General features: G+C 67.9%; 17 protein-coding genes. 12 read left to right on the top strand and 5 right to left on the bottom strand.

The window, feature by feature from the left end:
• Positions 1-23: 23 nt before the first annotated feature.
• Complete coding sequence (locus MOM01_RS10560; RefSeq protein ID WP_241385373.1) at positions 24-3506, bottom strand: serine/threonine-protein kinase; 3483 nt, start codon at positions 3504-3506, stop codon at positions 24-26.
• A 155-nt stretch (positions 3507-3661) separates the two neighbouring features.
• Here MOM01_RS10560 and MOM01_RS10555 point away from each other — a divergent pair, with 155 nt between their 5' ends.
• The 8 genes from MOM01_RS10555 to MOM01_RS10520 all read left to right on the top strand — a co-directional run bounded on the left by MOM01_RS10555 (position 3662) and on the right by MOM01_RS10520 (position 13217).
• Positions 3662-4018 carry a hypothetical protein gene (locus MOM01_RS10555; protein ID WP_241385372.1) on the top strand — a complete coding sequence of 119 codons (357 nt, stop codon included), beginning with the start codon at positions 3662-3664 and terminating at the stop codon, positions 4016-4018.
• 13 nt (positions 4019-4031) lie between these two features.
• Positions 4032-5153, top strand: coding sequence for a class I SAM-dependent methyltransferase (locus MOM01_RS10550; protein ID WP_241385371.1), 1122 nt, complete (start codon positions 4032-4034; stop codon positions 5151-5153).
• Between the two features lie 96 nt (positions 5154-5249).
• Positions 5250-6092, top strand: a complete 843-nt coding sequence (locus MOM01_RS10545; protein ID WP_241385370.1) for a Bax inhibitor-1/YccA family protein — start codon at positions 5250-5252, stop codon at positions 6090-6092.
• 109 nt (positions 6093-6201) lie between these two features.
• Positions 6202-7587, top strand: coding sequence for a cystathionine beta-synthase (locus MOM01_RS10540; protein ID WP_241385369.1), 1386 nt, complete (start codon positions 6202-6204; stop codon positions 7585-7587).
• Positions 7588-7599: 12 nt separating this feature from the next.
• Complete coding sequence (locus tag MOM01_RS10535; RefSeq protein ID WP_241385368.1) at positions 7600-8751, top strand: cystathionine gamma-synthase; 1152 nt, start codon at positions 7600-7602, stop codon at positions 8749-8751.
• Positions 8752-8865: 114 nt separating this feature from the next.
• Entirely contained in the window at positions 8866-9741 is an 876-nt protein-coding gene (locus MOM01_RS10530; RefSeq protein ID WP_241385367.1) for an NAD(P)H-binding protein, read from the top strand.
• 48 nt (positions 9742-9789) lie between these two features.
• A complete protein-coding gene (locus MOM01_RS10525) occupies positions 9790-11697 on the top strand; it encodes an SEC-C domain-containing protein (RefSeq protein ID WP_241385366.1) in 1908 nt (635 codons plus the stop codon).
• A 149-nt stretch (positions 11698-11846) separates the two neighbouring features.
• The gene (locus MOM01_RS10520) at positions 11847-13217 is read left to right on the top strand and encodes a bifunctional lytic transglycosylase/C40 family peptidase (RefSeq protein ID WP_241385365.1); all 1371 of its coding nucleotides are present in this window, start codon (positions 11847-11849) and stop codon (positions 13215-13217) included.
• A gap of 135 nt (positions 13218-13352) precedes the next feature.
• Here MOM01_RS10520 and greA read toward each other — a convergent pair whose 3' ends face one another.
• Positions 13353-13847, bottom strand: a complete 495-nt coding sequence (gene greA, locus MOM01_RS10515; protein ID WP_241385364.1) for a transcription elongation factor GreA — start codon at positions 13845-13847, stop codon at positions 13353-13355.
• Positions 13848-14092: 245 nt separating this feature from the next.
• Positions 14093-14521, bottom strand: a complete 429-nt coding sequence (locus MOM01_RS10510; RefSeq protein ID WP_241385363.1) for a DUF4307 domain-containing protein — start codon at positions 14519-14521, stop codon at positions 14093-14095.
• 180 nt (positions 14522-14701) lie between these two features.
• Here MOM01_RS10510 and mca point away from each other — a divergent pair, with 180 nt between their 5' ends.
• Genes mca through MOM01_RS10495 form a run of 3 tightly spaced genes read left to right on the top strand, consistent with a single transcriptional unit; the run spans position 14702 to position 17911 of the window.
• Positions 14702-15562, top strand: coding sequence for a mycothiol conjugate amidase Mca (gene mca, locus MOM01_RS10505; protein ID WP_241385503.1), 861 nt, complete (start codon positions 14702-14704; stop codon positions 15560-15562).
• Entirely contained in the window at positions 15559-15873 is a 315-nt protein-coding gene (locus MOM01_RS10500; protein WP_241385362.1) for a hypothetical protein, read from the top strand. Before mca ends, MOM01_RS10500 begins: the two co-directional genes overlap by 4 nt.
• A gap of 43 nt (positions 15874-15916) precedes the next feature.
• Positions 15917-17911 carry a thioredoxin domain-containing protein gene (locus MOM01_RS10495; RefSeq protein WP_241385361.1) on the top strand — a complete coding sequence of 665 codons (1995 nt, stop codon included), beginning with the start codon at positions 15917-15919 and terminating at the stop codon, positions 17909-17911.
• A gap of 4 nt (positions 17912-17915) precedes the next feature.
• On the opposite strand, the gene MOM01_RS10490 is transcribed toward MOM01_RS10495, so the two are convergent.
• Positions 17916-18578 carry a TetR/AcrR family transcriptional regulator gene (locus tag MOM01_RS10490; RefSeq protein ID WP_241385360.1) on the bottom strand — a complete coding sequence of 221 codons (663 nt, stop codon included), beginning with the start codon at positions 18576-18578 and terminating at the stop codon, positions 17916-17918.
• 197 nt (positions 18579-18775) lie between these two features.
• Here MOM01_RS10490 and MOM01_RS10485 point away from each other — a divergent pair, with 197 nt between their 5' ends.
• Positions 18776-20869 carry an ABC transporter permease gene (locus MOM01_RS10485; RefSeq protein ID WP_241385359.1) on the top strand — a complete coding sequence of 698 codons (2094 nt, stop codon included), beginning with the start codon at positions 18776-18778 and terminating at the stop codon, positions 20867-20869.
• On the opposite strand, the gene MOM01_RS10480 is transcribed toward MOM01_RS10485, so the two are convergent.
• Positions 20866-21783: a mechanosensitive ion channel family protein gene (locus MOM01_RS10480; RefSeq protein WP_241385358.1), complete on the bottom strand. Its 918-nt coding sequence runs from the start codon at positions 21781-21783 to the stop codon at positions 20866-20868. The genes MOM01_RS10485 and MOM01_RS10480 overlap by 4 nt on opposite strands.
• Between the last annotated feature and the right edge of the window lie 74 nt (positions 21784-21857).

Genomic DNA, 21857 nt, shown 5'->3' with positions numbered 1-21857 from the left:
AGTGTCCCCGAAATCCGAGTTCTTCACACCACGGGCCCGTTCTCCGACTCTGCGAGCCGGGTGACGCGCGCGAGGAACTGCTCGTCGACGGGGGGCCACTCGTCCGGCCGGTCGTTCTCCCTCATCCGACGGTGGAGAGCGGCGAGGACGCGTGCCGTCCGCGGACCTCCGTCCACCGGAAACCGCACCATCCCGCGTGATGCGCACTCGCCGACCACCGCGGCGAGCGTGCGCTCGGCATCCTCCGTGCGTCCGGCGGCATGCAGGCAGCACACGAGCAGTCCTCTCGCCTGCAGGTGTGCGCGGGGACGCACTCCCTCGGTGCGACGTACCCACCGCTGTGCCCATTCGACCGCGCGTTCCACCGCCTCCGGCGCATCGCTCTCGCAGAGCAGGCGGATCGCCGTCGCGTCCTCGAGCTGACGGGTGATCTCCACCGTGCCGTCCGGATCGGGACGGTCGGACTCGGGCACACGACGTGCCGGTACGGGAACCGTGCCGAGCCCCAGTCTCAGGCGCTCGTTCTCGATCCGTGCCCGCAACCGGGGAAGTTCGTTGATCGCTGCTGCGCGCAGTCCCTCCTCCAGGAGTTGCCTCGCGGATTCCCGGTCGTGCCGCAGCACCTTCAGGCGCGCCGAGGTGACCACCCGGGCAATCATGAAATCGGTTGCCCCACCTTCGATGCCCAGTCTGTTGCTCTCGTCGATCAGGGTCTCGGCTTCGTCGATCCGGCCCTGCTCGTAGAGCAGTTCGCCGAGCATCGCTGCCGCGAGGCGGCCCGAATGCGTATGGATGCCGCCGGTGCGCCGTGCCCGCAGCAAGGCCGAGCGGAAGTACTCTTCCGCGCGGGCGACGTCGAGTTGTTCACCGACCGCGATCCCGCACAGGCATTGCCCGTAGATCGACGCGAACGGGCCTCGGGTCTCGTGGTGGAAGGGCGCCGCCCATTCCTGCATGCGGACGGCCTCGTCGAAGTCGAACCGGAAGATATCGGCGTAGGAGGCGAAGACCGCGGCCGCCGCGACGACCCAGGGATGCACAGCCCCCGGATCGTCGAGGCACGGCGCGACGAGTTCGTCGATCCCCTGCAGAATGTCGGCGTTCATGAGGACCGCCGCTTCGGCGGCGTCGGCCTCCACACGCAGAGCGTGGGGGTCCTGCCCGGCGGTGACGCCGCGATCCAGGAGTTCGCGTACGGCGGCGAGCGCGTTGCGGGCGCGATCCAGTCGTTGCGCTGCGGTGTTCGCCCATGCCTGCGCCAACAGGAGTCGGGGCTCACGGGCCACGGAGCGGGGCGGCAAACGCTCGATCAGCGCGAGCAGGGGAGCGATGTGGCCGTGCTCCATCAGGTACATGCCGTCCGAGGCGAGCAGGTCCACCGCGAAGTCGGTGTCGCCGAGCTCCAAGGCGTGATCCACCGCTTCGGGCAGCATGCGATGGTCTGCGAACCAGGTTGCGGCCGTGCGGTGCAGGCCGGCGATCCTCTCGGGATGATCTCGTTCGAGTCGTCGCCGCAGGAAGTCGAGGAACATCTGGTGGTACCGGAACCAGATACGTTCGTCGTCGACGTGGCGGACGAAGAGATCGCGTGCCTCCGCTTCCTCGAGCATCGCCTGGCTGCGTGGATCACCGGTCAATGCTGCGGCCAGACTGCCACTGACGGATTCGGTGATGCACGTGGACAACAGGAATTCGTACATTCGCGGTTCGAGCGTCGAGAGCACGTTGTCGGCGAGGAATTCCTCGATCGCGTGGTGCCGGCCGGTGATGTTCTCGATCATCCACGACGGATCGTCGCTGGTGCGCAACGACAACGACGCGAGTTGCAGGGCTGCCACCCAGCCGTCGGTGGTCCTGTTCAGTTCGTGGACGTCCGCCGGGGCGAGATCGATGCCACTCACGCCGCGCAGGAAAGAGCTCGACTCGTCCACGTCGAATCGCAATGCTTCCGAATCGATTTCGACCAGCTCGTCCTTGACGCGCATACGACTCGCGGGGAGACCGGAACGGTTGCGGCTCATCACGACGAGGTGCAGATGGTGGCAGCCCTTCTCGAGCAGGAAGTCCAGCGCGGCGATCGTCCCGGGTGAGGTGACGCGGTGCCAGTCGTCGATGAACAGTGTTGCCGCGGTGTCGGTGCGGTGGAGATCGTCGATCAACGTGTACAACACGTAGCGTTCTGCGTCCTGTCCGTGCGCGTCGAGGATCCTGGAGAGTTCGCGTGTCGACGAGGAACCGACCTCCTTCATCGCCTCGACCAGATGCGTGAGGAACCACAGCACGTTGTCGTCGTCACTGTCGACCGTCAACCAGGCGACGGGCACCCCGTCCGCCGCGAGTGCATCGCGCCACTGCGAGGCCAGGGTGGACTTCCCGAAGCCGGTGGGGGCGTGGATGGCGGTCAGGCGGCGGCGCCGTCCGGCGCGCAGCTGTGAGATCAGCCGGCTGCGTTCGACGAGGGGCCGTGTGGTCGAGGGCGGACGGAACCGGGTCGACGGTGTGACGGATCCGTCCGCGCGATCGGGCAGTGCTCCCGACCTGTGATCGGTGGCAGGAAGATCCGGCGGGGCCGCGGGCGGATCCGGCGGGGGAGGCCCCGGCAGCGCCATGGTGTCGACCGGCAGGCCGTGCGCCCGCTGGATGTTCCGGAGGACGTCCCCGAAGGCGGCGGCGGTCTGCGGCCGGTCCTCGGGCTCGGGGGCCATACCGCGCTCGAGTGCATCGCACAGGTCGTCGGGAACACCTTCACCCCGCAGATCGGGAACAGGCTCGGAGGTGATGCGCAGGAACTGCGCGACGACCTTCTCGCCTTTCTTCCGCTCGAAGGCTGCGTGCCCGGTGATCGCGGCGAACAGGGTGGCGGCGAGGCCGTAGACGTCGGCTGCGGGTGTGGGGGCCCGGCCTCGCAGCACTTCCGGGGCCGTGAACGCCGGGGATCCGGTGATCTCACCGTCCGAGGTGCGGAATCCGTCGCCGATCCGCGCGATGCCGAAATCGGTGAGTTGCGGCTCTCCGTATTCGGTGAGGAGGATGTTCGCGGGTTTGACGTCGCGGTGCAGGACGTCGGATCGGTGGGCCGTCTCCAGCGCGCCGGCCAGCTTGACGCCCAACCGGACCGCTTCGGCCCACGAGAGGGTGCCGTGCCGGCGGACACGGGTGTCCAGCGAGTCGTGAGGGTGATAGGGCATCACCAGGTACGGAAGACCGTCGTCCGTGACACCCGTCTGCAGCACGGTGACGATGTGCGGATGCCCCGACACACGTCCCATCGCCCGCTGTTCACGCAGGAACCGCTCGAGATTCGTCGGGTCGGGACTCCGCCGGAGCACCTTCACAGCGACATCACGGTCGAGTGATTCCTGCCTGCAGCGGTAGACCACGCCGAAGCCGCCACGGCCGATCACCTCGGCATCGGTGAAGCCCGCGTCGTGGAGCGCGCGGACGATGTCGGTCTCTGTCACGTCGACGGTCGGTGATCGTCGGGTGGCCGGATCGTTGTCGGACATCGGCGCCACCTCGGGAAGCGGTTTCCCCACAATAGTCCCCGGATCTGCACGCCCGCTGAATATCCTGCGTCGCCCCTGGTCTACCGTGGTCCGGCCGGACCACGGTGTATCACCGGGAACGGTCAAACGACACTGCGACCAGAAGTGGGACATAGATGAAGAAGACTCTCGCGGCGCTGTTCGGTGCAGGTGTGGTCCTGCTGGCGGCGGCGTGCGGATCCTCCGACGGATCCGACTCGGCCGAGGAGACCACCACCACCACGAGTACCTCGGCAGCCGCCGAAGCCGGCAGCACGGGCACCACCGTCGAGCTCGGCAAGAGCTACGAGGAGAACTGCGAGGCGTTGCTGCCCTACCTCGACGAGCTCGAGGAGTGGGGCCAGGACCGTGCGGCAGCCGCCCAGGCCGTCGCGGACGCCCAGCAGCAGCTCCCGGCGTGGCAGGATCTCGGGGAAGACGAGCAGGCCGACACCCTGCGTGCCATCGAGAACGCCGGCCAGGGGAAGTGCTGACAGCCGAGTGCTGATGGATGAGTTGTTCGACAGGTTGCGGCGCTTCCCGGACGTGGAAGCGCCCAATCTGTTCGCAGTAGACGGTGCCGACCGGTTGATCCTCGACGAGGCCGCTCCCGCGCTCGACGCCGCGGCTCCCGGGACCGTGGTCGTCGTCGACGACAGGTACGGAGCCCTCACGCTCGGGACCGCGGTGCGACACGACGTCGGCCTCCTGCGTGTCCATCAGGACTCGATCGTGGGTGAGCGGTCCCTCGCGGCCAACGCCGAGCGGGAAGGGCTCACCGATCGTTACCGGTCCTGTGCCCTCGACGAGGAGTTGCTCGCCGGGGCGCGCGTCGTCCTGTTGCGCCTCCCGCGCTCGCTGTCCGCGCTCACCGAGATCGCCGAGATCGTCGCACGCAGTGCCGACCCCGGGGTCGTCGTGTTCGCCGGCGGACGGGACAAGCACATCAGCCGCGCGATGAACGACGTACTCGGTGCGTCCTTCGCCGACGTCCGTGCCTCGCGGGGCCGGCAGAAGTCACGCGTGCTCACGGCGCGCGGTGCCCGGCCCGGGCCCGCCTCGTTTCCCGTTCGCGAGAGTCTCCCCGAACTCGACCTGACCGTCGTCGCGCACGGGTCCGTCTTCGCCGGCCCACGTCTGGACATCGGCACCCGTTTCCTCCTCGACTTCCTTCCCCGCATCGATCGTGGTGCGCAGCTCGCAGTCGATCTCGGCTGCGGCACCGGCATCCTTGCCGCGATGGTCGCCCGGCAGCTCCCGACCGCCAGGGTGATCGCCACCGACCAGTCGGCCGCGGCCGTGACCTCCGCCGCGGAGACGGCTGCCGCGAACGGCCTGTCCGATCGCATCGAGACGCTCCGCGACGACGCCGCAGCGGCGATTCCCTCGGGGTCGGTCGACCTCGTCGTGTGCAACCCGCCCTTCCACGTCGGCGCGACCGTGCACACCGGCGCAGCACACAGGATGTTCGCCGCTGCCGCCCGGATCCTGCGCCCGGGAGGGGAGATGTGGACGGTATACAACCGTCATCTCGACTACCGTCCGGCGTTGTCCGGGGTCGTCGGTACCACCCGAGTCGAGGGCCGGAACCGCAAGTTCACCGTGACCCGCTCGGTGCGTAACCGGTAGAGTCCGATTCGTCCGAGGTTTCTCGACGATTCGGGAACTCGTGAGGTTGCCTCCTCGTTGAACGGACAGAAGCGACCACAAGAAGGGAAGTGCACGGTGCGCACCACCAGTAACCCGGTGTTCCGCAACCTGCCCAAGCAAGAGGGCGGCGGATACGCCACGTTCGGCTCTGCGACGGCGGGCGCCGCGCAGGCCACGCAGCAATTCGGACAGCCGCAGGTCGATCCGTGGGCGCGGCCGACCGACCAGCGGACGATGACCATCGACGACGTCGTCACCAAGACGGGCATCACGCTCGGCGTGCTCGCCGTCTCCGCGCTCATCTCCTACGTGCTGGTCAACTCCAATGTCGGCCTGGCCGCTCCGTTCGTCATCGGCGGTGGCCTGATCGGCCTGGTCCTCGTGCTGGTCGCGACGTTCGGCCGCAAGATGGACAACCCGGCGATCGTTCTCGCGTACGCCGTGGCCGAGGGCGTCTTCCTCGGTGCCCTGTCGTTCATGTTCACCGACATCACCTTCGGTGGTGCAGGCGGCGCGACCCTGATCGCTCAGGCGATCCTCGGCACCTTCGGCGTGTTCTTCGGCATGCTCGTCGTCTACCGCACCGGAGCGATCCGTGTCACCCCGCGGCTGACCCGCATGATCGTCGGCGCCCTCGTCGGTGTCCTCATCCTCGCGCTGGGCAACATCATCGCGAGCTTCTTCATCGACGGTGGGCTCGGCCTGCGCGACGGTGGCCCGCTCGCCATCATCTTCAGCCTCGTGTGCATCGGCATCGCGGCGTTCAGCTTCCTGCTGGACTTCGATTCCGCCGACCAGCTCATCCGCGCACAGGCCCCCGAGAAGGCCGCGTGGGGTGTCGCCCTCGGCCTGACCGTCACCCTGGTGTGGCTGTACGTCGAGATCCTGCGACTGCTCAGCTACTTCCAGAACGACTAGTCGTTCGCAGCACGACGGACCCCGGGCGTACAGCCCGGGGTCCGTCGTCGTTTACCGGCACGCATGCACCGTCACCGACCCGCGACGCGCGACGTGGGAACATGGAGACATGCGCATTGCGGATTCCGTCGTCGACCTCATCGGAAACACACCCCTCGTCAAACTCAACTCGGTGGTGAAACCGGGTTCGGGCCTCGTGGCCGCGAAGGTCGAGTACCTCAACCCCGGTGGCAGCTCCAAGGACCGCATCGCGGTGAAGATGATCGACGCCGCCGAGGCGTCGGGCGAGCTGAAACCCGGTGGGACCATCGTCGAGCCCACGTCCGGCAATACCGGCATCGGCCTGGCCCTCGTCGCCCAGCAGCGCGGCTACAAGTGCGTGTTCGTGTGCCCCGACAAGGTCAGCGAGGACAAGCGCAACGTGCTGCGGGCCTACGGTGCCGAGGTCGTCGTGTGCCCGACCGCTGTTCCGCCGGAGCACCCCGACAGCTACTACACCGTCTCCGACCGCCTTGCCCGCGAACTGCCGGGTGGCTGGAAGCCCAACCAGTACTCCAACCCGGGCGGCCCGGCCAGCCACTACGAGAGCACCGGTCCGGAGATCTGGAAGGACACCGACGGCAAGATCACGCACTTCGTCGCCGGGGTCGGTACCGGTGGCACCATCTCGGGCACCGGCCGGTACCTCAAGGAGGTCTCCGGAGGAGCGGTCAAGGTCATCGGCGTCGACCCCGAGGGCTCGGTCTACTCCGGCGGCACGGGCCGCCCCTATCTCGTCGAAGGCGTCGGCGAGGACTTCTGGCCCTCCGCCTACGATCCCTCCGTCCCCGACGAGATCATCGCCGTCTCCGACGCCGATTCCTTCGAGATGACGCGGCGCCTCGCTCGCGAGGAGGGCCTGCTCGTCGGCGGCTCGTGCGGCATGGCGGTCGTCGCTGCCCTGCAGGTCGCCGAACGTGAAGGCCCCGACGCCGTCGTGGTCGTCCTGCTCCCCGATGGTGGCCGCGGCTACATGTCGAAGATTTTCAACGACAAGTGGATGGCCAGCTACGGCTTCCTCCGCGCGCCGCTCGACGGCAAGCCCGACGACTCGACCGTCGGCGACGTGCTGCGTGGCAAGAGCGGCGATCTGCCCGATCTCGTACACACCCACCCCTCGGAGACGGTGCGCGACGCCATCGAGATCCTCCGCGAGTACGGCGTGTCGCAGATGCCGGTCGTGGGTGCGGAGCCGCCCGTCACCGCAGGTGAGGTCGCCGGCTCGGTCAGCGAACGCGAACTGCTCAGCGCGGTCTTCGAGGGTCGCGCGAACCTCGCCGATCCGGTCGAGAAGCACATGAGCCCCCCGCTGCCGAACATCGGCGTGGGCGAGTCCATCGACGCCGCCACCAAGGCGTTCGGCGACACCGACGCGCTCATGGTGATCGACGACGGCAAGCCCGTCGGAGTGATCACCCGCCACGACCTGCTCGGATTCATCTCCCAAGGCCGATAGGACACATATTTCATGACCGATCAGAACCAGCACGGTTTCGCGACCCGCGCCATCCATGCCGGGTACGAGCCGGACCCCCAGACCGGCGCCGTCAACGTGCCGATCTATGCGTCGTCGACCTTCGCGCAGGACGGCGTGGGCGGGATGCGCAACGGCTTCGAGTACGCGCGCACCGGAAACCCCACCCGCCGCCCCCTCGAGGCGAACCTCGCAGCGCTCGAGAACGGCACCTACGGCCGGGCTTTCGGTTCGGGTATGGCCGCGACCGATTGCCTGCTCCGCTCGGTGCTGCGGCCCGGCGATCATCTCGTCATCCCCAACGATGCCTACGGTGGCACCTTCCGCCTCATCGACAAGGTGTTCACCCAGTGGGGCATCGAGTACACCCCGGCCGCGATCAACGACGCGGACGAGGTCCGTGCCGCGGTGCGCCCGAACACCAAGCTGGTGTGGGTCGAGACGCCCACCAACCCGCTGCTCAACATCGGTGACATCTCCGCGATCGCCGAGATCGCACACCAGGGCGGCGCCAAGCTCGTCGTCGACAACACCTTCGCCTCGCCCTATCTGCAGCAGCCGCTCACTCTCGGCGCCGACGTCGTGTTGCACTCGACCACCAAGTACATCGGCGGGCATTCCGACGTGGTCGGCGGCGCACTGGTGACCGACGACGAGGAACTCGACACCGCGTTCGCGTTCCTGCAGAACGGCGCGGGTGCAGTCCCGGGCCCGTTCGACGCCTTCCTCACCCTGCGCGGCATCAAGACTCTCGCGGTGCGGATGGAACGGCACTGCGACAACGCCGAGAAGATCGTCGACTTCCTGTCGAGCCATCCGGCCGTCGCGAAGGTGCTGTACCCGGGCCTCGACTCGCATCCGGGTCACGAGTACGCGGCCAAGCAGATGCGTCGCTTCGGCGGCATGATCTCCCTGCGTCTCGCGGGAGGCCGGGAAGCTGCGCTCGACTTCTGCAAGCGCACCGAGATCTTCACGCTCGCCGAGTCGCTCGGCGGGGTGGAGTCGCTCATCGAGCATCCCGGTGCGATGACGCACGCGTCGACCGCCGGATCCGTACTCGAGGTTCCCGAGGATCTCGTCCGGTTGTCGGTGGGTATCGAGGATGCCGCCGATCTGCTCGCCGACATCGAGCAGGCGCTCGGCTGACACGACCTGCCGGACAGCCCGCACGAAAGGGAGGCGCTCTTCCGGAGCGCCTCCTTTCGTCGATATTGCCCGAATCGCCGACACGCAGCTGCCCTTTTTGCGAGTGTCGGATGTATGAACGTTGCGATCACCACTCCCACCGGAAATGTAGGGCGCCACGTACTCCGGCTCGTACTCCAGGCGGGGGTGCGTCCCCGCGTGCTGCTCCGTCATCCCTCGGCGTTGCCTCCAGGCGTCCGGTCCCGGGTGGACGCGGTGATGGTCGACCAGCTCGTCCCGGAGACCGTGGTCGAGGCGACAGTGGGCGTCGACGCCCTCTACTGGGTGGATCCGCCGACCTCCCTGCCCGATCCGCTCGAGGGATATCGGCAGGTCACCGAGAGTCTCGTGGCGGCGGTCCGCGCGAACGGCATCGGCAAGGTCGTCTTCCAGTCGAGTGTCGGAGCGGAATGCCGGCACGGGATGGGCGACATCGACGGCCTCGCACTGACCGAGACCGCGCTCGATGCTCTCGGCGTCGACGTCGTCCATCTGCGCTGCGGGTACTTCTTCACCAATCTGCTGTTCGATCTCGATTCGATCCTCGGCGGCACGATCACGACGGCCATGGACATCGATCGCAAGCTTCCCTGGGTGGCTCCCGAGGACATCGCCGCCGTCGCGACCGCCCGGTTGCTCGGCTCGGCATGGTGCGGGCGTCACGTCCAGGCGCTGCACGGTCCGGAGGACCTGTCGTTCCGTGAAGTCGGGCAGGTGCTCAGCGAGGCCCTCGACCGCACTGTCGTGGTCCGGCAGGTCTCCGACGACGACGTCCGTGCCGAACTCGAAGGCTTCGGGATGTCCCCGGCGCAGATCGCCTCCATCGTGGACATGACGGCCGGTGTCCGGGACGGTTTCGTACCGGAGAATCCGCGGGACTACACCACCACGACCCCGACCACACTGGCCGGCTGGGCCCGGACGCGAGTGAAGGCCGTCTGCGAGGTGTGAGGCCGTCGTCCCATCCTGTCGCGGCGCCGTGCGCCGTACGATCACGTGGTGACGGACAGTGAATATCCCGAATCCGCCCTGTGGGACGCCGTGCTCGATGCAGTACGTCTCCGCGGACCCCTGACGATCGACGAACTGGTCGACCATCTCGAGGAGAAGGGATTCGGCTCCGCCGACGAACTCCCGCTCGTTCTCGAGCAGTTTCCGCCGCATCCGCTGCTGCTGTGGCTGTCGGACGATCGTGTTGCCGCCACGGATGTGTTGCTCGAGGGCAGGATGCTCACGCACCGCCTCACGGCCGACGACATCACCGGCAATTCGGTCCCGGTGGACGACCTCGCGCCGCTCCTGGCCCTCGTGTCGGAGGACGACGAGTTCGGCCTCGCGCACGATGGGGATCCGGAAAATGATCTCGCACAAGAGGACCCAGACAAACGGTCCGGGCAATCGGGGGAGTGGGTGGTCTTCGCCGAGGATGCTCTGTCGGGCTACGCGCCGGGGGACCTTCTCGCCCTCGTCGTACGCGACGGCCGGCTGTCGTTCGTGCCGGTAGAGGGTGAAGTACACAGTGCGGCCGAGTTCGTGCATGTGCTCGAACGGGATATCGCCGGTGAACAGGTGGCGAGCCTGGAGAGCGCGTTCTTCGACGTGCTGGCCGATTCGGCGGACGCGTTCACCGCACCGGCGCTGCCGCTCGGGGAGCTTCTCGCAGAGGCGGGCCTGCAACGGCGCGGAGATCTGGTGGCACCCGAGGGGTTCGACTTCGAGGGATATTCCGACCGCGCGATGTTCGAGTCCTATGCCGACCAGCTCGGGATCCCGCTCGATGCGGTGCCGGGTGTGGCGCTGTTCGCCTCACTGGTCGAATCGCTCGATCGGGGCGACGAGACTGCACTCGAACACCGCTTCGCCGAAGGGAAGTCGGGTCTGTACTCGGTCCTGTCCGAGCCCGAGATCGCCGAGACCGTCTACGACGAACTCGCGGGGGAGAACCTCGCACCCCGGGCGATCGAACAGGCCGCCCTCTGGTTGCTCGACCACGCGCCGCGGCGGGTGGCCGGCGCAGCGCACTGGTTCGCGGGCCGTGCGGCCGAGTCGACCGGCCGGATCGCCGAAGCGGAGCGGCATTACGAACGGTCCGCCGATCTCGACGCGGCCTTCGATCTGCCCCTGTTCGACCTGGCGCGCTTCGCCTCCGACCGCGGAGAGGCGGTGCGCGGGCTCTCGCTGCTCGCTCGCGTACCGGGTGGGGACGAACATCCCCTCTACGAACTGCTCGAGCGCTATCAGCCGTCGGAGGTTCCGGGCCTCGGCCGCAACGACCGGTGCTGGTGCGGGTCGGGCCGCAAGTACAAGGCGTGCCATCTCGGGCGTGCCGAGCATTCGCTCGAGGAGCGTGCGGACTGGTTGTACATGAAGGCGGCCATGCACGCCCTGGAACCGGCCTGGGCGGAGCTGCGGGTCGCGCTGGCCGAAGCGCGGTCGGGTTACGGGGACGACGACGCGGTGGCCGAGGCGGTCGCCGATCCCCTCGTCGAGGACGTTCTGCTGTTCGATGCCGGAGCCCTCGCGGAGTTCGTCGAACGCCGCGGCGAACTGTTGCCCGAGGACGAGGCGGACTTGGCCCGTAGCTGGCTCGGAGTCGAGCGCTCGGTGTTCGAAGTGGAGTCGAGCGAACCCGGTGGGACGCTGACGCTACGCGACGTTCGCAGCGGTGACGTCGTGGAGGTCGCCGCGCCCTGGCTCTCGGATGACGTGGCGGCAGGAACGCTCCTGTGCGCACTCGCACTGCCGGTGGACGAGGGGCGATGGATCATGCCGGGCGCATGTGAGCCGGTGACCGCGGAGCAGCGTGACAGGGTGCTCGAGTTGCTCGCGGAGGACCCGCTCGATCCCGTCGAGCTCATGGAGATCCTGACCCGGCCCGACGCTGCCGAATTCTATCCGGAACCGTAACTCGGGCCTCTCGGGCACCACTGATCCCACTATCCCCAAAACTAGAACGTGTTCCTTAATATATGTGATAAGAACATCCGGAAGCCGTACTCGTGATCGAACTCACAGCTACGGTGAGTGTGGTCTCAGGATGGATGTGGGGGTAGCGGATGTCGGTCGATCCGTCTGCGGTCATCGTGGCAGTGGCCACGGCAGCAGGTGCACTTGTGCAGGGAGCGGGTCTCCCGGCGGAGATCGAGAACCAGGTCACCGGAGCGATCGAATCGTTCCAGGCAACTGCGGAGAACGCCGACACCGGGATGTCGGATCTCGTCGAGACGTTGCCCGAGCCGATGCAGCAGGGCGCGCAGCAGGCGGTCGAGGATGCGACGACGGCAGTCGCATCGGCGATCGAGCCTCATCTTCCCGAGGAGGCCGCAGCAGCGCTGCGCGCCGCAGAGGCCGAATTGCCTCCGCCTCCCGCGCTGGTTCCCGAACCTCCCGCTCCGCGACCGGGCTTCTTCGGCGCGCCGGCCCAGCCGCCGGCGGTCGGGGCGGTCGCACCTCCGCAGACCGGGGCGACGGTTCCCACGGTTCCCGGATCGGCGATCGCGTTGCCGCCGGTTCCGGCGATCCTCCCCGGTACGAGGCTCGCGCCCATCGGTGCGATCGCGGTGTTCGCGCCGTGGCTGAAGAAGGCCGGCGCCTTGTGCGACGGCATCTCGGCTCCGGTGCTCGCCGCCCTCTACTCGGCCGAGAACGGGTTCCGGTACGGGCCGACAGCACCGGTGTCCCCGGTCGGCGCGCGAGGACCGGGGCAGTTCATGCCCGGCACCTGGGATCAGTACGGCAAGGATGCGGACGGGGACGGCCGTGCCGACGTGCTGGGTATCGCCGATCCGGTGATGGCCTCCGGCAACCTTCTGTGCGACAACTACAAGCTCATCGACGACTGGAAGCGCCGAGGGCTCGTCGAGGGCGACACCCTGGACCTCACCCTCGCCGCCTACAACGCGGGCGTGGGTGCCGTACGCAGGTCCGGCGGTATGCCGTCCGGTCACCCCGACTACGAGAACCAGACCAAGCCCTATGTCGCGAAGATCCGGGCCACCGAACACGTCTTCGCGCGCATGCTCTCCCCGTTCCTCGGGCTGGGTATCGGGGGGTCGAGCGATGTCGGCAACCGCATCGTCGATCTCGCGTTCAAGTTCCTCGGCCTGCCGTACGTCTGGGGTGGAGGCAACATCCACGGCCCGTCCGGAGGCGGCTTCGACTGCTCCGGCCTGACCTCCCACGCGGTCTACGCCGCGACGGGTGTCACGTTGCCGCGCACGTCCGAGACCCAGTGGCATATCGGCACCGAGGTACCGCTGGTCGCCGCGCGCCCCGGCGACCTGCTGTTCGGGAACTGGCAGGCCGGCGGTCCCGGCCACGTCGCCATCTACATCGGTGGCGGCCAGATGGTGCACGCACCCACGACCGGCGACGTCGTGCGTGTCGGGCCGGTGTTCCCCGACATGAAGGCACGCCGGATCATCTGATCCGCAGCAACACGCGAGGGCCCGACCGGAGATTCCGGTCGGGCCCTCGCGGCGTAGAGATCAGCCGTGGTACGGCACTCGGCGATCAGCCGTGGTCCGGCACTCGGCGATCAGCCGTGGTACGGCACTCGGCGATCAGCCGTGGTACGGCTCTGCGCTGACCAGGGTCACCTTCATGGTCTTGCCGTTGGGCAGGTTGTACTCGCGGGTCTCGCCGACCTTCGCGTCGATGAGCGCACCGCCGAGCGGCGAGCTGGGCGAGTATGTCTCGAGTTCACTGTTACGCGCACCTTCTTCGCGGGTCGCGATGAGGAAGGTCTCCGTGTCGGTCTCGTCACCTTCGTAGTAGACGGTCACGACGGAGCCCGGGAGGGCGACACCCGACTCGGTCGGAGCGACGCCGACCTTGGCGGTTCCCAACAGCTCCTGAAGCTGACGGATGCGGGCTTCCTGCTGGCCCTGCTCTTCGCGGGCCGCGTGGTAGCCACCGTTCTCCTTGAGGTCGCCTTCTTCACGGCGCTCGTTGATCTCGGCGGCGATGACAGGACGATTCGCGATGAGCTGGTCCAGCTCGGCCTTGAGTCGGTCGTACGACTCCTGCGTCAGCCAGGTCACCTGGGTCTCGGTCATCCTCGATCACTTCCTTCGGCTTGGAGCCCCCGGCTCCGTGGACAAGTCGTGCAGATGCAACGACTGCGACAGCACGACCGCCGTCGTCCCCCCTCGTGTTCTCAGGCTGAACGGAGTCGTACTGTCTCTTGATGCTCTTATGCAGCAATACACGGCCCCAAAGGGTGGAACCGTGTATCCGGCTATTTTAGCATCTCCGCGGTCCCGGCTTCGAAAAACCGCAGGAAGAGGCCCCTGGGAAGGGGTCAGGGCGCCCGAAGGTAGTCGGGGGCGTCGGTGCTGCACCCGTAGGTGTCGCCCATGCCGGGGCGCTGCGACGTCTTCACTGTGGAGGTGAACACGACGGTCTGCGAATCCGACGCCGGGATGAGCACCTCGCGCCTTCCCGTCTCGCTTCCGTCCTTCGAGCGTGCACGGATGATGCACACCGCATCCTGGGACGGATCGTCGCGTGTGACCTTGAGCTGGATGTCGATGGTGCTGTCGTCCACGACGTCGAAGGCGACGACCTCCGACTCGATCGGCGCCGAGTTGTTCTGGGCCAGGACGAAGGCGACGACGAGGCCCGCGAGGAGGCCGAGCACGGTGAAACCCCAGCGTCTGCCGCGTGTCGACACGCGGGGGCCGGGGTACCGGGAGGACGGGTACCGGTCGGTGAGGGAGGTGTTGCTCATCACTTTGCCTTCAGACCCGGAAGATGGATCGGGCGTCGCCGCAGGGTCACGGCTGACGACGGAATTATCAGGTGGAACTATAGAGGACGGAGCCGTGACGACCGCGAGGCGGGCACAGTGACGGTTCCGTCGATGCAGACGACGCGAGGTGGAGGAAAACACGTGAGCGGACTACGGCTCATGGCCGTGCACGCCCATCCCGACGACGAGTCGAGCAAGGGCGCGGCCACGATGGCCCGGTACTCGGCCGAAGGGCACGAGGTCCTGGTGGTCACGCTCACGGGCGGCGAGCGTGGAGACATCCTGAACCCCGCGATGGACGTGCCGGGCATTCGTGATCGCATGAGCGAGGTGCGTAAGGAGGAGATGGCGGAGGCCGCGCGCATCCTGGGCGTGAAGCAGACGTGGCTGGGCTTCGTCGACTCCGGCCTGCCCGAGGGCGATCCGAAGCCCCCGCTGCCGGAGGGGTGTTTCGCGGCGATCCCGCTCGACGAACCGGTCCGCCGGCTCGTGCAGGTGGTGCGCGAGTTCCGTCCCCACGTCATGACCACCTACGACGAGAACGGCGGATATCCGCATCCCGACCACATCCGGTGCCACGAGGTCTCGGTCGCGGCCTACGATGCGGCCGCCGATCCGGATTTCCATCCCGAGCTGGGTGAACCCTGGGCGGTGCGTAAGTTGTACTATTCGCACGGTTTCATCCGTAAGCGTCTCGAGCTGTTCCGCGACGAGTACGAGCGTCGCGGAGAGCCGTTCCCCATGGAGCAGTGGCTCAACAAGTGGCGGACGGAGCAGGGCGACCTCATGGGGCGCGTGACCACGCAGGTGACCTGTGGCGACTACTTCCCCCAGCGTGACGATGCACTGCGGGCGCACGCCACCCAGATCGACCCCAACGGTTCGTTCTTCGCAGTGCCGTTGGACATCCAGCAGAAGGTGTGGCCGACCGAGGAGTTCGAGTTGGCCAAGACCCGCGTGAGCACGGAGATTCCCGAGAAGGATCTGTTCGCGGGCATCGAGGACGGACAGGACAAATGACGATAGGCACGCTCGCTGTCCAGGTTCTGGCCCAGGAGCCGACCGGCCCCGAGTTCGGCAAGGCGTCCCCGCTGGGACTGGCCATCGTGGTCGTCCTGCTGGTCGCGACCGCTCTGCTGATCTGGAACATGAACAAGCGGCTCAGGAAGTTGCCCGAGACCTTCCATCCGGAGAATCCGGAGCCCGACCAGGCAGTGGACGACGGAACGCTGCCGGGCACCCTCTCCGAGGGCGCACCGGGCCTGCAGAAGACCGACGGGACGAGGAAGAGCACCGATCAGGAGCGCCCCGAACCCACTGCGGGAATCTGACGACACGCCGACGCGGCACCCTGCGCGTACGTAGCGTGGGGACATGGCGAATCGACTGGCCGACGCGCTGAGCCCGTATCTCCGCCAGCACGCGGACAATCCGGTGCACTGGCGGGAGTGGGGCGAGGAGGCGCTCGCGGAGGCGCGCGAGCGGGACGTGCCGATCCTGTTGTCGGTCGGCTACGCGGCCTGCCACTGGTGTCACGTCATGGCGCACGAGTCGTTCGAGGACGACGCCACGGCTGCCGTCATGAACGAGAACTTCGTGTGCATCAAGGTCGACCGTGAGGAACGACCGGACATCGACGCGATCTACATGAATGCGACCGTCGCGATGGCAGGTCACGGCGGGTGGCCGATGACCTGTTTCCTCACCCCGGAAGGTGCCCCCTTCTACTGCGGCACCTACTATCCGAACACCCCGCGGGGTGGCATGCCCTCGTTCGTCCAGCTCCTCGAGGCGATCGCCGAGACGTGGCGCACGCGACGGGACGAGGTCGCGCAGGCGGCCGCGGGCGTGGTCACCGAACTGCAGCGCAGCAGCGGCGGACTCCCGGCCGGGGGTGGATCCGTCGACGCGGCACTTCTCGATGCCGCTGCCGACACCATCGCCCGCGACGAGGACCGCGATCACGGCGGGTTCGGTGGGGCTCCGAAGTTCCCGCCGTCGAACCTGCTCGAGGGACTGCTGCGCGGATACGAGCGCACCCGCTCCGCCGACACGCTCGGTCTCGTCGAACGTACGGCCTGGGCCATGGCGCGCGGCGGGATCTACGACCAGCTCGGCGGTGGTTTCGCCCGGTACAGCGTCGACGCCGGATGGGTCGTCCCGCACTTCGAGAAGATGCTCTACGACAACGCCCTGCTCCTGCGGATGTATGCGCACCTCGCGCGGGTCACGGGTGCAGAACTCCCGCGTCGCGTTGCGGAGGAGACCGCGGAGTTTCTCCTCCGCGATCTGCTCGCCGAGGAAGGCGGCTTCACCTCGGCCCTCGATGCCGACACCGGTGGGGTGGAGGGGCTGACCTATGTGTGGACTCCCGAGCAGCTCGAGGAGATTCTGGGCACGGACGACGGCCGGTGGGCGGCGACGGTCTTCGCGGTCACCGAGGAGGGCACCTTCGAGCACGGCGCGTCGGTGCTGCAGTTGCCGGGCGACGCAGAGGATTCCGCCCGGCTCGCCGACGTGCGGGCCCGCCTGTTCGCGGCGCGCACGGAACGCCCCCAGCCCGGACGCGACGGCAAGGTCGTCACCGCGTGGAACGCCTTCGCGATCACCGCGCTCGCCGAGGCCGGCGCCGCACTCGGCGAGCCCGCCTGGATCGACGCGGCGACCGACTGCGCGCAGGTCCTGCTGGACCGGCACCTCGTCGGCGGCCGTCTGCGCCGCGCATCCCTCGGCGGTGTGGTGGGAGCACCGGCAGGGGTCCTCGAGGATTACGGTGCGCTCGTCACCGCCTTGCTCGCGGTGCACCAGGCGACGGGTGAGGTGAGCTGGGTCGCCCATGCCAGGGCGCTGGCGGACGTCGCGCTCGAGCAGTTCGCCGACCCGGAACGCCCCGGCAGCTGGTTCGACACCGCGCACGACGCCGAGTCGCTGGTCGCGCGACCTCGCGACCCGATCGACGGCGCCACGCCGTCCGGGGCGTCCCTGATCACCGAGGCGCTGCTCGGGCTGTCCGCGCTGGTGCACGACGATTCGCGCTACGCCGATGCGGCGGCGATGTCGTTGTCGGCGTCGGCGATTCTGCTCGATCGGGTACCGCGCGCGGCCGGGCACTGGCTGACGGTCGCCGAGGCGGCGGTGCGCGGCCCCGTCCAGGTCGGCGTCGTGGGCGGTGGGGAACTCCTCGACGCCGCACGCCGGTTCGCACCCGGCGGCGCGCTCGTGGTGGGCGGCGAGTCCGACTCCTCACCGCTGCTCGTCGGCCGGCCCCGCGTCGAGGGCGCCCCCACGGCCTACGTCTGCCGCGGTTTCGTGTGCGATCGCCCGGTGACGACGGTCGAGGAACTCCGCGAGGCCCTCTCGGTTGTCTGAGCGGTCATGGCCAGGCGGAGACGGTGCGCGATCCGAGGAAGTCTCCTTCGCACGTCACCGGGGCTTCGAGCATTCCGGCGGCCGCGTCGACGAGAAAGCGCGCAAAACCGGTCCAGTCCGGTTCGACGGCTTCGCGCTGGAGCCGCGCCTCGTAGTCGGCGCAGGCGTCGACCACCAGCTTTCCCAGTAGCCACGACCGGCCGGTGAGGACCCCGTCGGGGATGTGGGCGACGCACACGCGGGCTCGCTTGATGAGGTCGTCGATGTAGGTGTCCTCGACGGTCGCTCCGGTGACGACGTCGACCATCGACGGCACGGCCCTCAACTGCCGGAGGAAACGTGCCCGCCAGCTCGGGACCGGCATCGATGCGAGCTGATCCGTGAACGGAAGGACGAGGCAGCTCAGCACGTCCCGTAGCGACGGTTCGGGGCCGAGCATCGCCACGAGTTGCCCGCGCCGGCGCCGGGTCTCGTCGGCATACCGTGTGAGCATCGCGCGGACGAGTTCTTCTCGGCCACCGAAGTGGTAGCTCACCGCGGAATGGTTCGCATTTCCGGCGTGCTCGGCGATGCGCCGGTTCGACACCCCGTCCACGCCGAAGGTGGCGAACAGCTCCTCGGCCGAGTCGAGCAGCGCCTGGCGCGCCTGATCGCCGTAGTTACCCACTCTGCATCTGTCGCTTTCTGTGTATGTGTCCGGATCGGACCCCCGAGGTGGTTCGAACGGGACGGACGTCACCAGTGTCTCAGTTTGGCCCTCTTAAGACACCTGGCGTAGATTTTTAAGTCAATCAGCGTATTTCCGAGGGGTCGACACCGGCCCCCGCCCGATCGATCCCATGCCGGATCCCGAGGAGTTCATCTGTGACCGACACCGTGACGACCGAGAAGAACGAACCGCCGGGAGGCGACGGCCCCACCGAGGCCGAACTCGCCCGGGCGCGGAAGGAGAACATCGGCCGCTACGTGGCGATCATCATGCTTCCCCTCCTGATGGTGGGCATGATGATCACCGGCTATCTGTACGCGATGCACTCGCCGGCGCCGAACGACATGCCGATCGCTGTCGCCGGTTCGTCGCAGCAGGCCTACGATTTCGCCCGCGCACTCGAGGCCGCCGATCCCGAGGCGGTCGACGTCCGCGTCGTCGGAACCGACGAGCAGGCCCGCGACCTCGTGTTCGGGCGGGAGGTCGCGGGTGCGGTCTCGCTGTCGGCTTCCGGGGACGCGACCGTGTACACGGCAGGTGCGGCCGGGGCGTCCCAGTCGTCGATGGTCGTCGGCCTGCTCGCACCTCAGGTGCTCGGACAGGGTCTGGATCTGACGGTCGACGACCTGGCTCCGCTCCCGGATCACGACATGGCCGGACTGGGCGCGATGTTCATGGCCCAGGCCCTCATGCTCGCCGGTTACATGCCGCTGAGCATCATGCTGTCCAACTCCCCGGAGCTGCTGCGATTCCGGCGCGTCGTGCCCCTGCTCGCCGGATGGTCCGTCCTGATCGGCACGCTCGTGTGGCTCGTCGCCGGTCCGATCCTCGGCGTCGTCGAAGGCAACACCGCGACGCTGCTGGGAATCTCCTGGCTCTCGATCTTCGCCGTCGGTTCGGTCCAGTTGTTCCTCACGCGGATCTTCGGGCCGATGGCCGTCCTCGTGGGCATGCTCTTCGTGATGGTCCTCGGTGTTCCCGCCTCGAATCTCGGGATGTCGATCCACGCTCTACCGTCGATCTACGTCCCGCTGCACGGCTTCCTTCCCACCGCGGCGGCGGGCGAATCCCTGAGGTCGGTCCTGTACTTCGGGGGTGACGGGCTCGGCGGGCACCTGCTGGTTCTGGTCGTCGGTGCCCTCGTCGCACTCGCCGCGACCTGCGGTGTCGACGCGCTGAAGCGCCGTCGTAATCCCGCCGCGGGGGACCCCGAAGTGACCCTGCCGTCCCTCACGGCGGGGCCGCGTCCCGCGAGCAAGCGGGTCCGCTATCTCACCCTCGCGTTCTTCCCGTTCGCGATGGTCGTGCTGATGCTCTCGATCATGCTGGGAGCGATGTACCAGCCCACCCCGCGGGACATGCCCGTGACCGTGGTCGCCGCGACCACCGAACAGGCGGAACAGACGGTCGCCGGGCTCGAACAGAGCATGTCCGGACTGTTCGACCTGCAGGTCTCGACCTCGATCGACGACGTCCGCGCCCAGGTGCAGGACCGCACGATCGTCGCGGCCTACCTGCTGCCGTCCGCGGAATCGCCTACAGCGACCCTCGTCACCAGCGAAGCGGCCGGGACGAGCCAGCAGCAGGTCGTGCAGAACGTCTTCGACCAGGTCTCCGCAGGAATGCAGGTCCCGCTCGCGGTCGAGAATCTCGCCCCGCTGCCGGAATCCGATTCGATGGGCACGGTGACGCTGTACGTCGCCATGGGCTGGATCATGGCCGGCTTCATGGTGGTCGTCGTCGCGGGCAGCGCACAGCCTGCTGCCATGGTCCTGAAGCGGTTCCTGCCGATCGCGGCCGGATGGGCCGTGTTCATGTCCGCCGTGCTCTGGGTGATCGCCGACCCGATCGTCGGAGCTGTCGACGGGCACTTCCTGTCGTTGTGGGGGACGGGCATCGTCGCGATCTTCACCACCTCGTTGTTCACGCTGGTGCTCTCGAGGCTGTTCGGTCTGCTCGCGGTCGTCCCTGCCGTCGGCATCCTCATGTTCCTCGGGGTGCCTGCGTCGAACGGCGCGATGTCGATGTACATGACGCCGGAGGTCTTCACCTTCCTGCACGGCGTGCTGCCGATGCCGGCGGCGGTGGAGTCCGTCCGGTCGATCCTGTACTTCGGGGGAGACACGGTGGGAGGACACTTGATCACCTTCGTGATCTGGGGCGCCGTCTCGCTCGTGTGCGTGCTCGTCCTCGACCGCGTGCGGGCGGCGCGACGTCCCGACGAGGCCGAGGCCCTGGTGAGCGTCTAGGTGTAGGGGACGGTGGCCAGCGCGAGGTTCGGGGTCTCGATGTCGTTCGCTTCGAAGGCCTCGAGCACCGCGCGGGTCAGGCTCCGGCGGATGCCCCACTGCTTGCCGGCGCGGACGCGCACGGTCAGGCGCAGGGTCACCGAGCCCGCAGTGACGGCGTTGACGCCCAGCAGTTCGGGCTTCTCGAGGATGTCGGGCGCGATGTCCTCGCGCTCGACTCCGTCGAGAACGGCCCGGAGCGCGACCTGGCAGGCGCGGTCGACGTTGGCGGAGGGAGCGATCGGCACGTCGAGCACCGCGACGGCGTGTCCCTGACTCATGTTGCCGACCCGCAGGATCTCGCCGTTGCGGCAGAACCACAGGGTTCCGTCGATGTCGCGGATGGTCGTCACGCGCAGGCCGACCGACTCGACGGTGCCCACCGCGTCGCCCACGTCCACGACGTCGCCCACTCCGTACTGATCCTCGAGCAGCATGAACATCCCCGAGATGAAGTCCCGGACGAGGTTCTGCGCACCGAAGCCGAGTGCGACGCCGGCGATGCCGGCGGACGCGATGAAGGGGGCGACGTTGAAGCCGAGGGTGTCGAGTGTCTGCAGCACCACCCAGACGAGGACGATGATCGACACACCGGACTTGAACACCGAGCCGATCGTCTGAGCCCGCTGGGCCCGTCGTTCGCGGGTATGGGGATCCCCCATGGTCCGTCCAGCGCGTTCCTGCAGCGGCGCGAGGAGCGATCTGCGCTGCTTCGTGGACTTCACTCGCGGCCTCGTCATCCGGTCGATCAACCGGTGCAGGACGTAGCGGAGCACTACCGCAACGACGATGTAGCTCACGATCGCCAATGGCCGGTGGATCAGCCAGTCGCGGTTGGTGTCGGTCAGTTCGAAGGCCAGTAGCGGAATAGACATCCCTGGCGAGTCTACAAACGGGTGACAGCAGGGTCAGACGGTGTGAGATGTTGCACGTTGGGACTCATGAGGTT

The organism is Rhodococcus sp. CH91 (genome assembly GCF_022554085.1).
Taxonomy (GTDB): domain Bacteria; phylum Actinomycetota; class Actinomycetes; order Mycobacteriales; family Mycobacteriaceae; genus Rhodococcus.
Note: the sequence above shows the minus strand (reverse complement) of the source record. Positions and strands in the feature narration are given on the sequence as shown.

Bases quoted from the DNA above. Each gene is read 5' to 3' on its own strand.
- MOM01_RS10495 (WP_241385361.1), top strand. From the start codon at position 15,917: ATGGCGAATCGACTGGCCGACGCGCTGAGCCCGTATCTCCGCCAGCAC.
- MOM01_RS10560 (WP_241385373.1), bottom strand. From the start codon at position 3,506: ATGTCCGACAACGATCCGGCCACCCGACGATCACCGACCGTCGACGTG.
- MOM01_RS10535 (WP_241385368.1), top strand. From the start codon at position 7,600: ATGACCGATCAGAACCAGCACGGTTTCGCGACCCGCGCCATCCATGCC.
- MOM01_RS10520 (WP_241385365.1), top strand. From the start codon at position 11,847: ATGTCGGTCGATCCGTCTGCGGTCATCGTGGCAGTGGCCACGGCAGCA.
- MOM01_RS10500 (WP_241385362.1), top strand. From the start codon at position 15,559: ATGACGATAGGCACGCTCGCTGTCCAGGTTCTGGCCCAGGAGCCGACC.
- greA (WP_241385364.1), bottom strand. From the start codon at position 13,847: ATGACCGAGACCCAGGTGACCTGGCTGACGCAGGAGTCGTACGACCGA.
- MOM01_RS10480 (WP_241385358.1), bottom strand. From the start codon at position 21,783: ATGTCTATTCCGCTACTGGCCTTCGAACTGACCGACACCAACCGCGAC.
- MOM01_RS10555 (WP_241385372.1), top strand. From the start codon at position 3,662: ATGAAGAAGACTCTCGCGGCGCTGTTCGGTGCAGGTGTGGTCCTGCTG.
- MOM01_RS10540 (WP_241385369.1), top strand. From the start codon at position 6,202: ATGCGCATTGCGGATTCCGTCGTCGACCTCATCGGAAACACACCCCTC.
- MOM01_RS10510 (WP_241385363.1), bottom strand. From the start codon at position 14,521: ATGAGCAACACCTCCCTCACCGACCGGTACCCGTCCTCCCGGTACCCC.
- MOM01_RS10530 (WP_241385367.1), top strand. From the start codon at position 8,866: ATGAACGTTGCGATCACCACTCCCACCGGAAATGTAGGGCGCCACGTA.
- MOM01_RS10550 (WP_241385371.1), top strand. From the start codon at position 4,032: ATGGATGAGTTGTTCGACAGGTTGCGGCGCTTCCCGGACGTGGAAGCG.
- mca (WP_241385503.1), top strand. From the start codon at position 14,702: ATGGCCGTGCACGCCCATCCCGACGACGAGTCGAGCAAGGGCGCGGCC.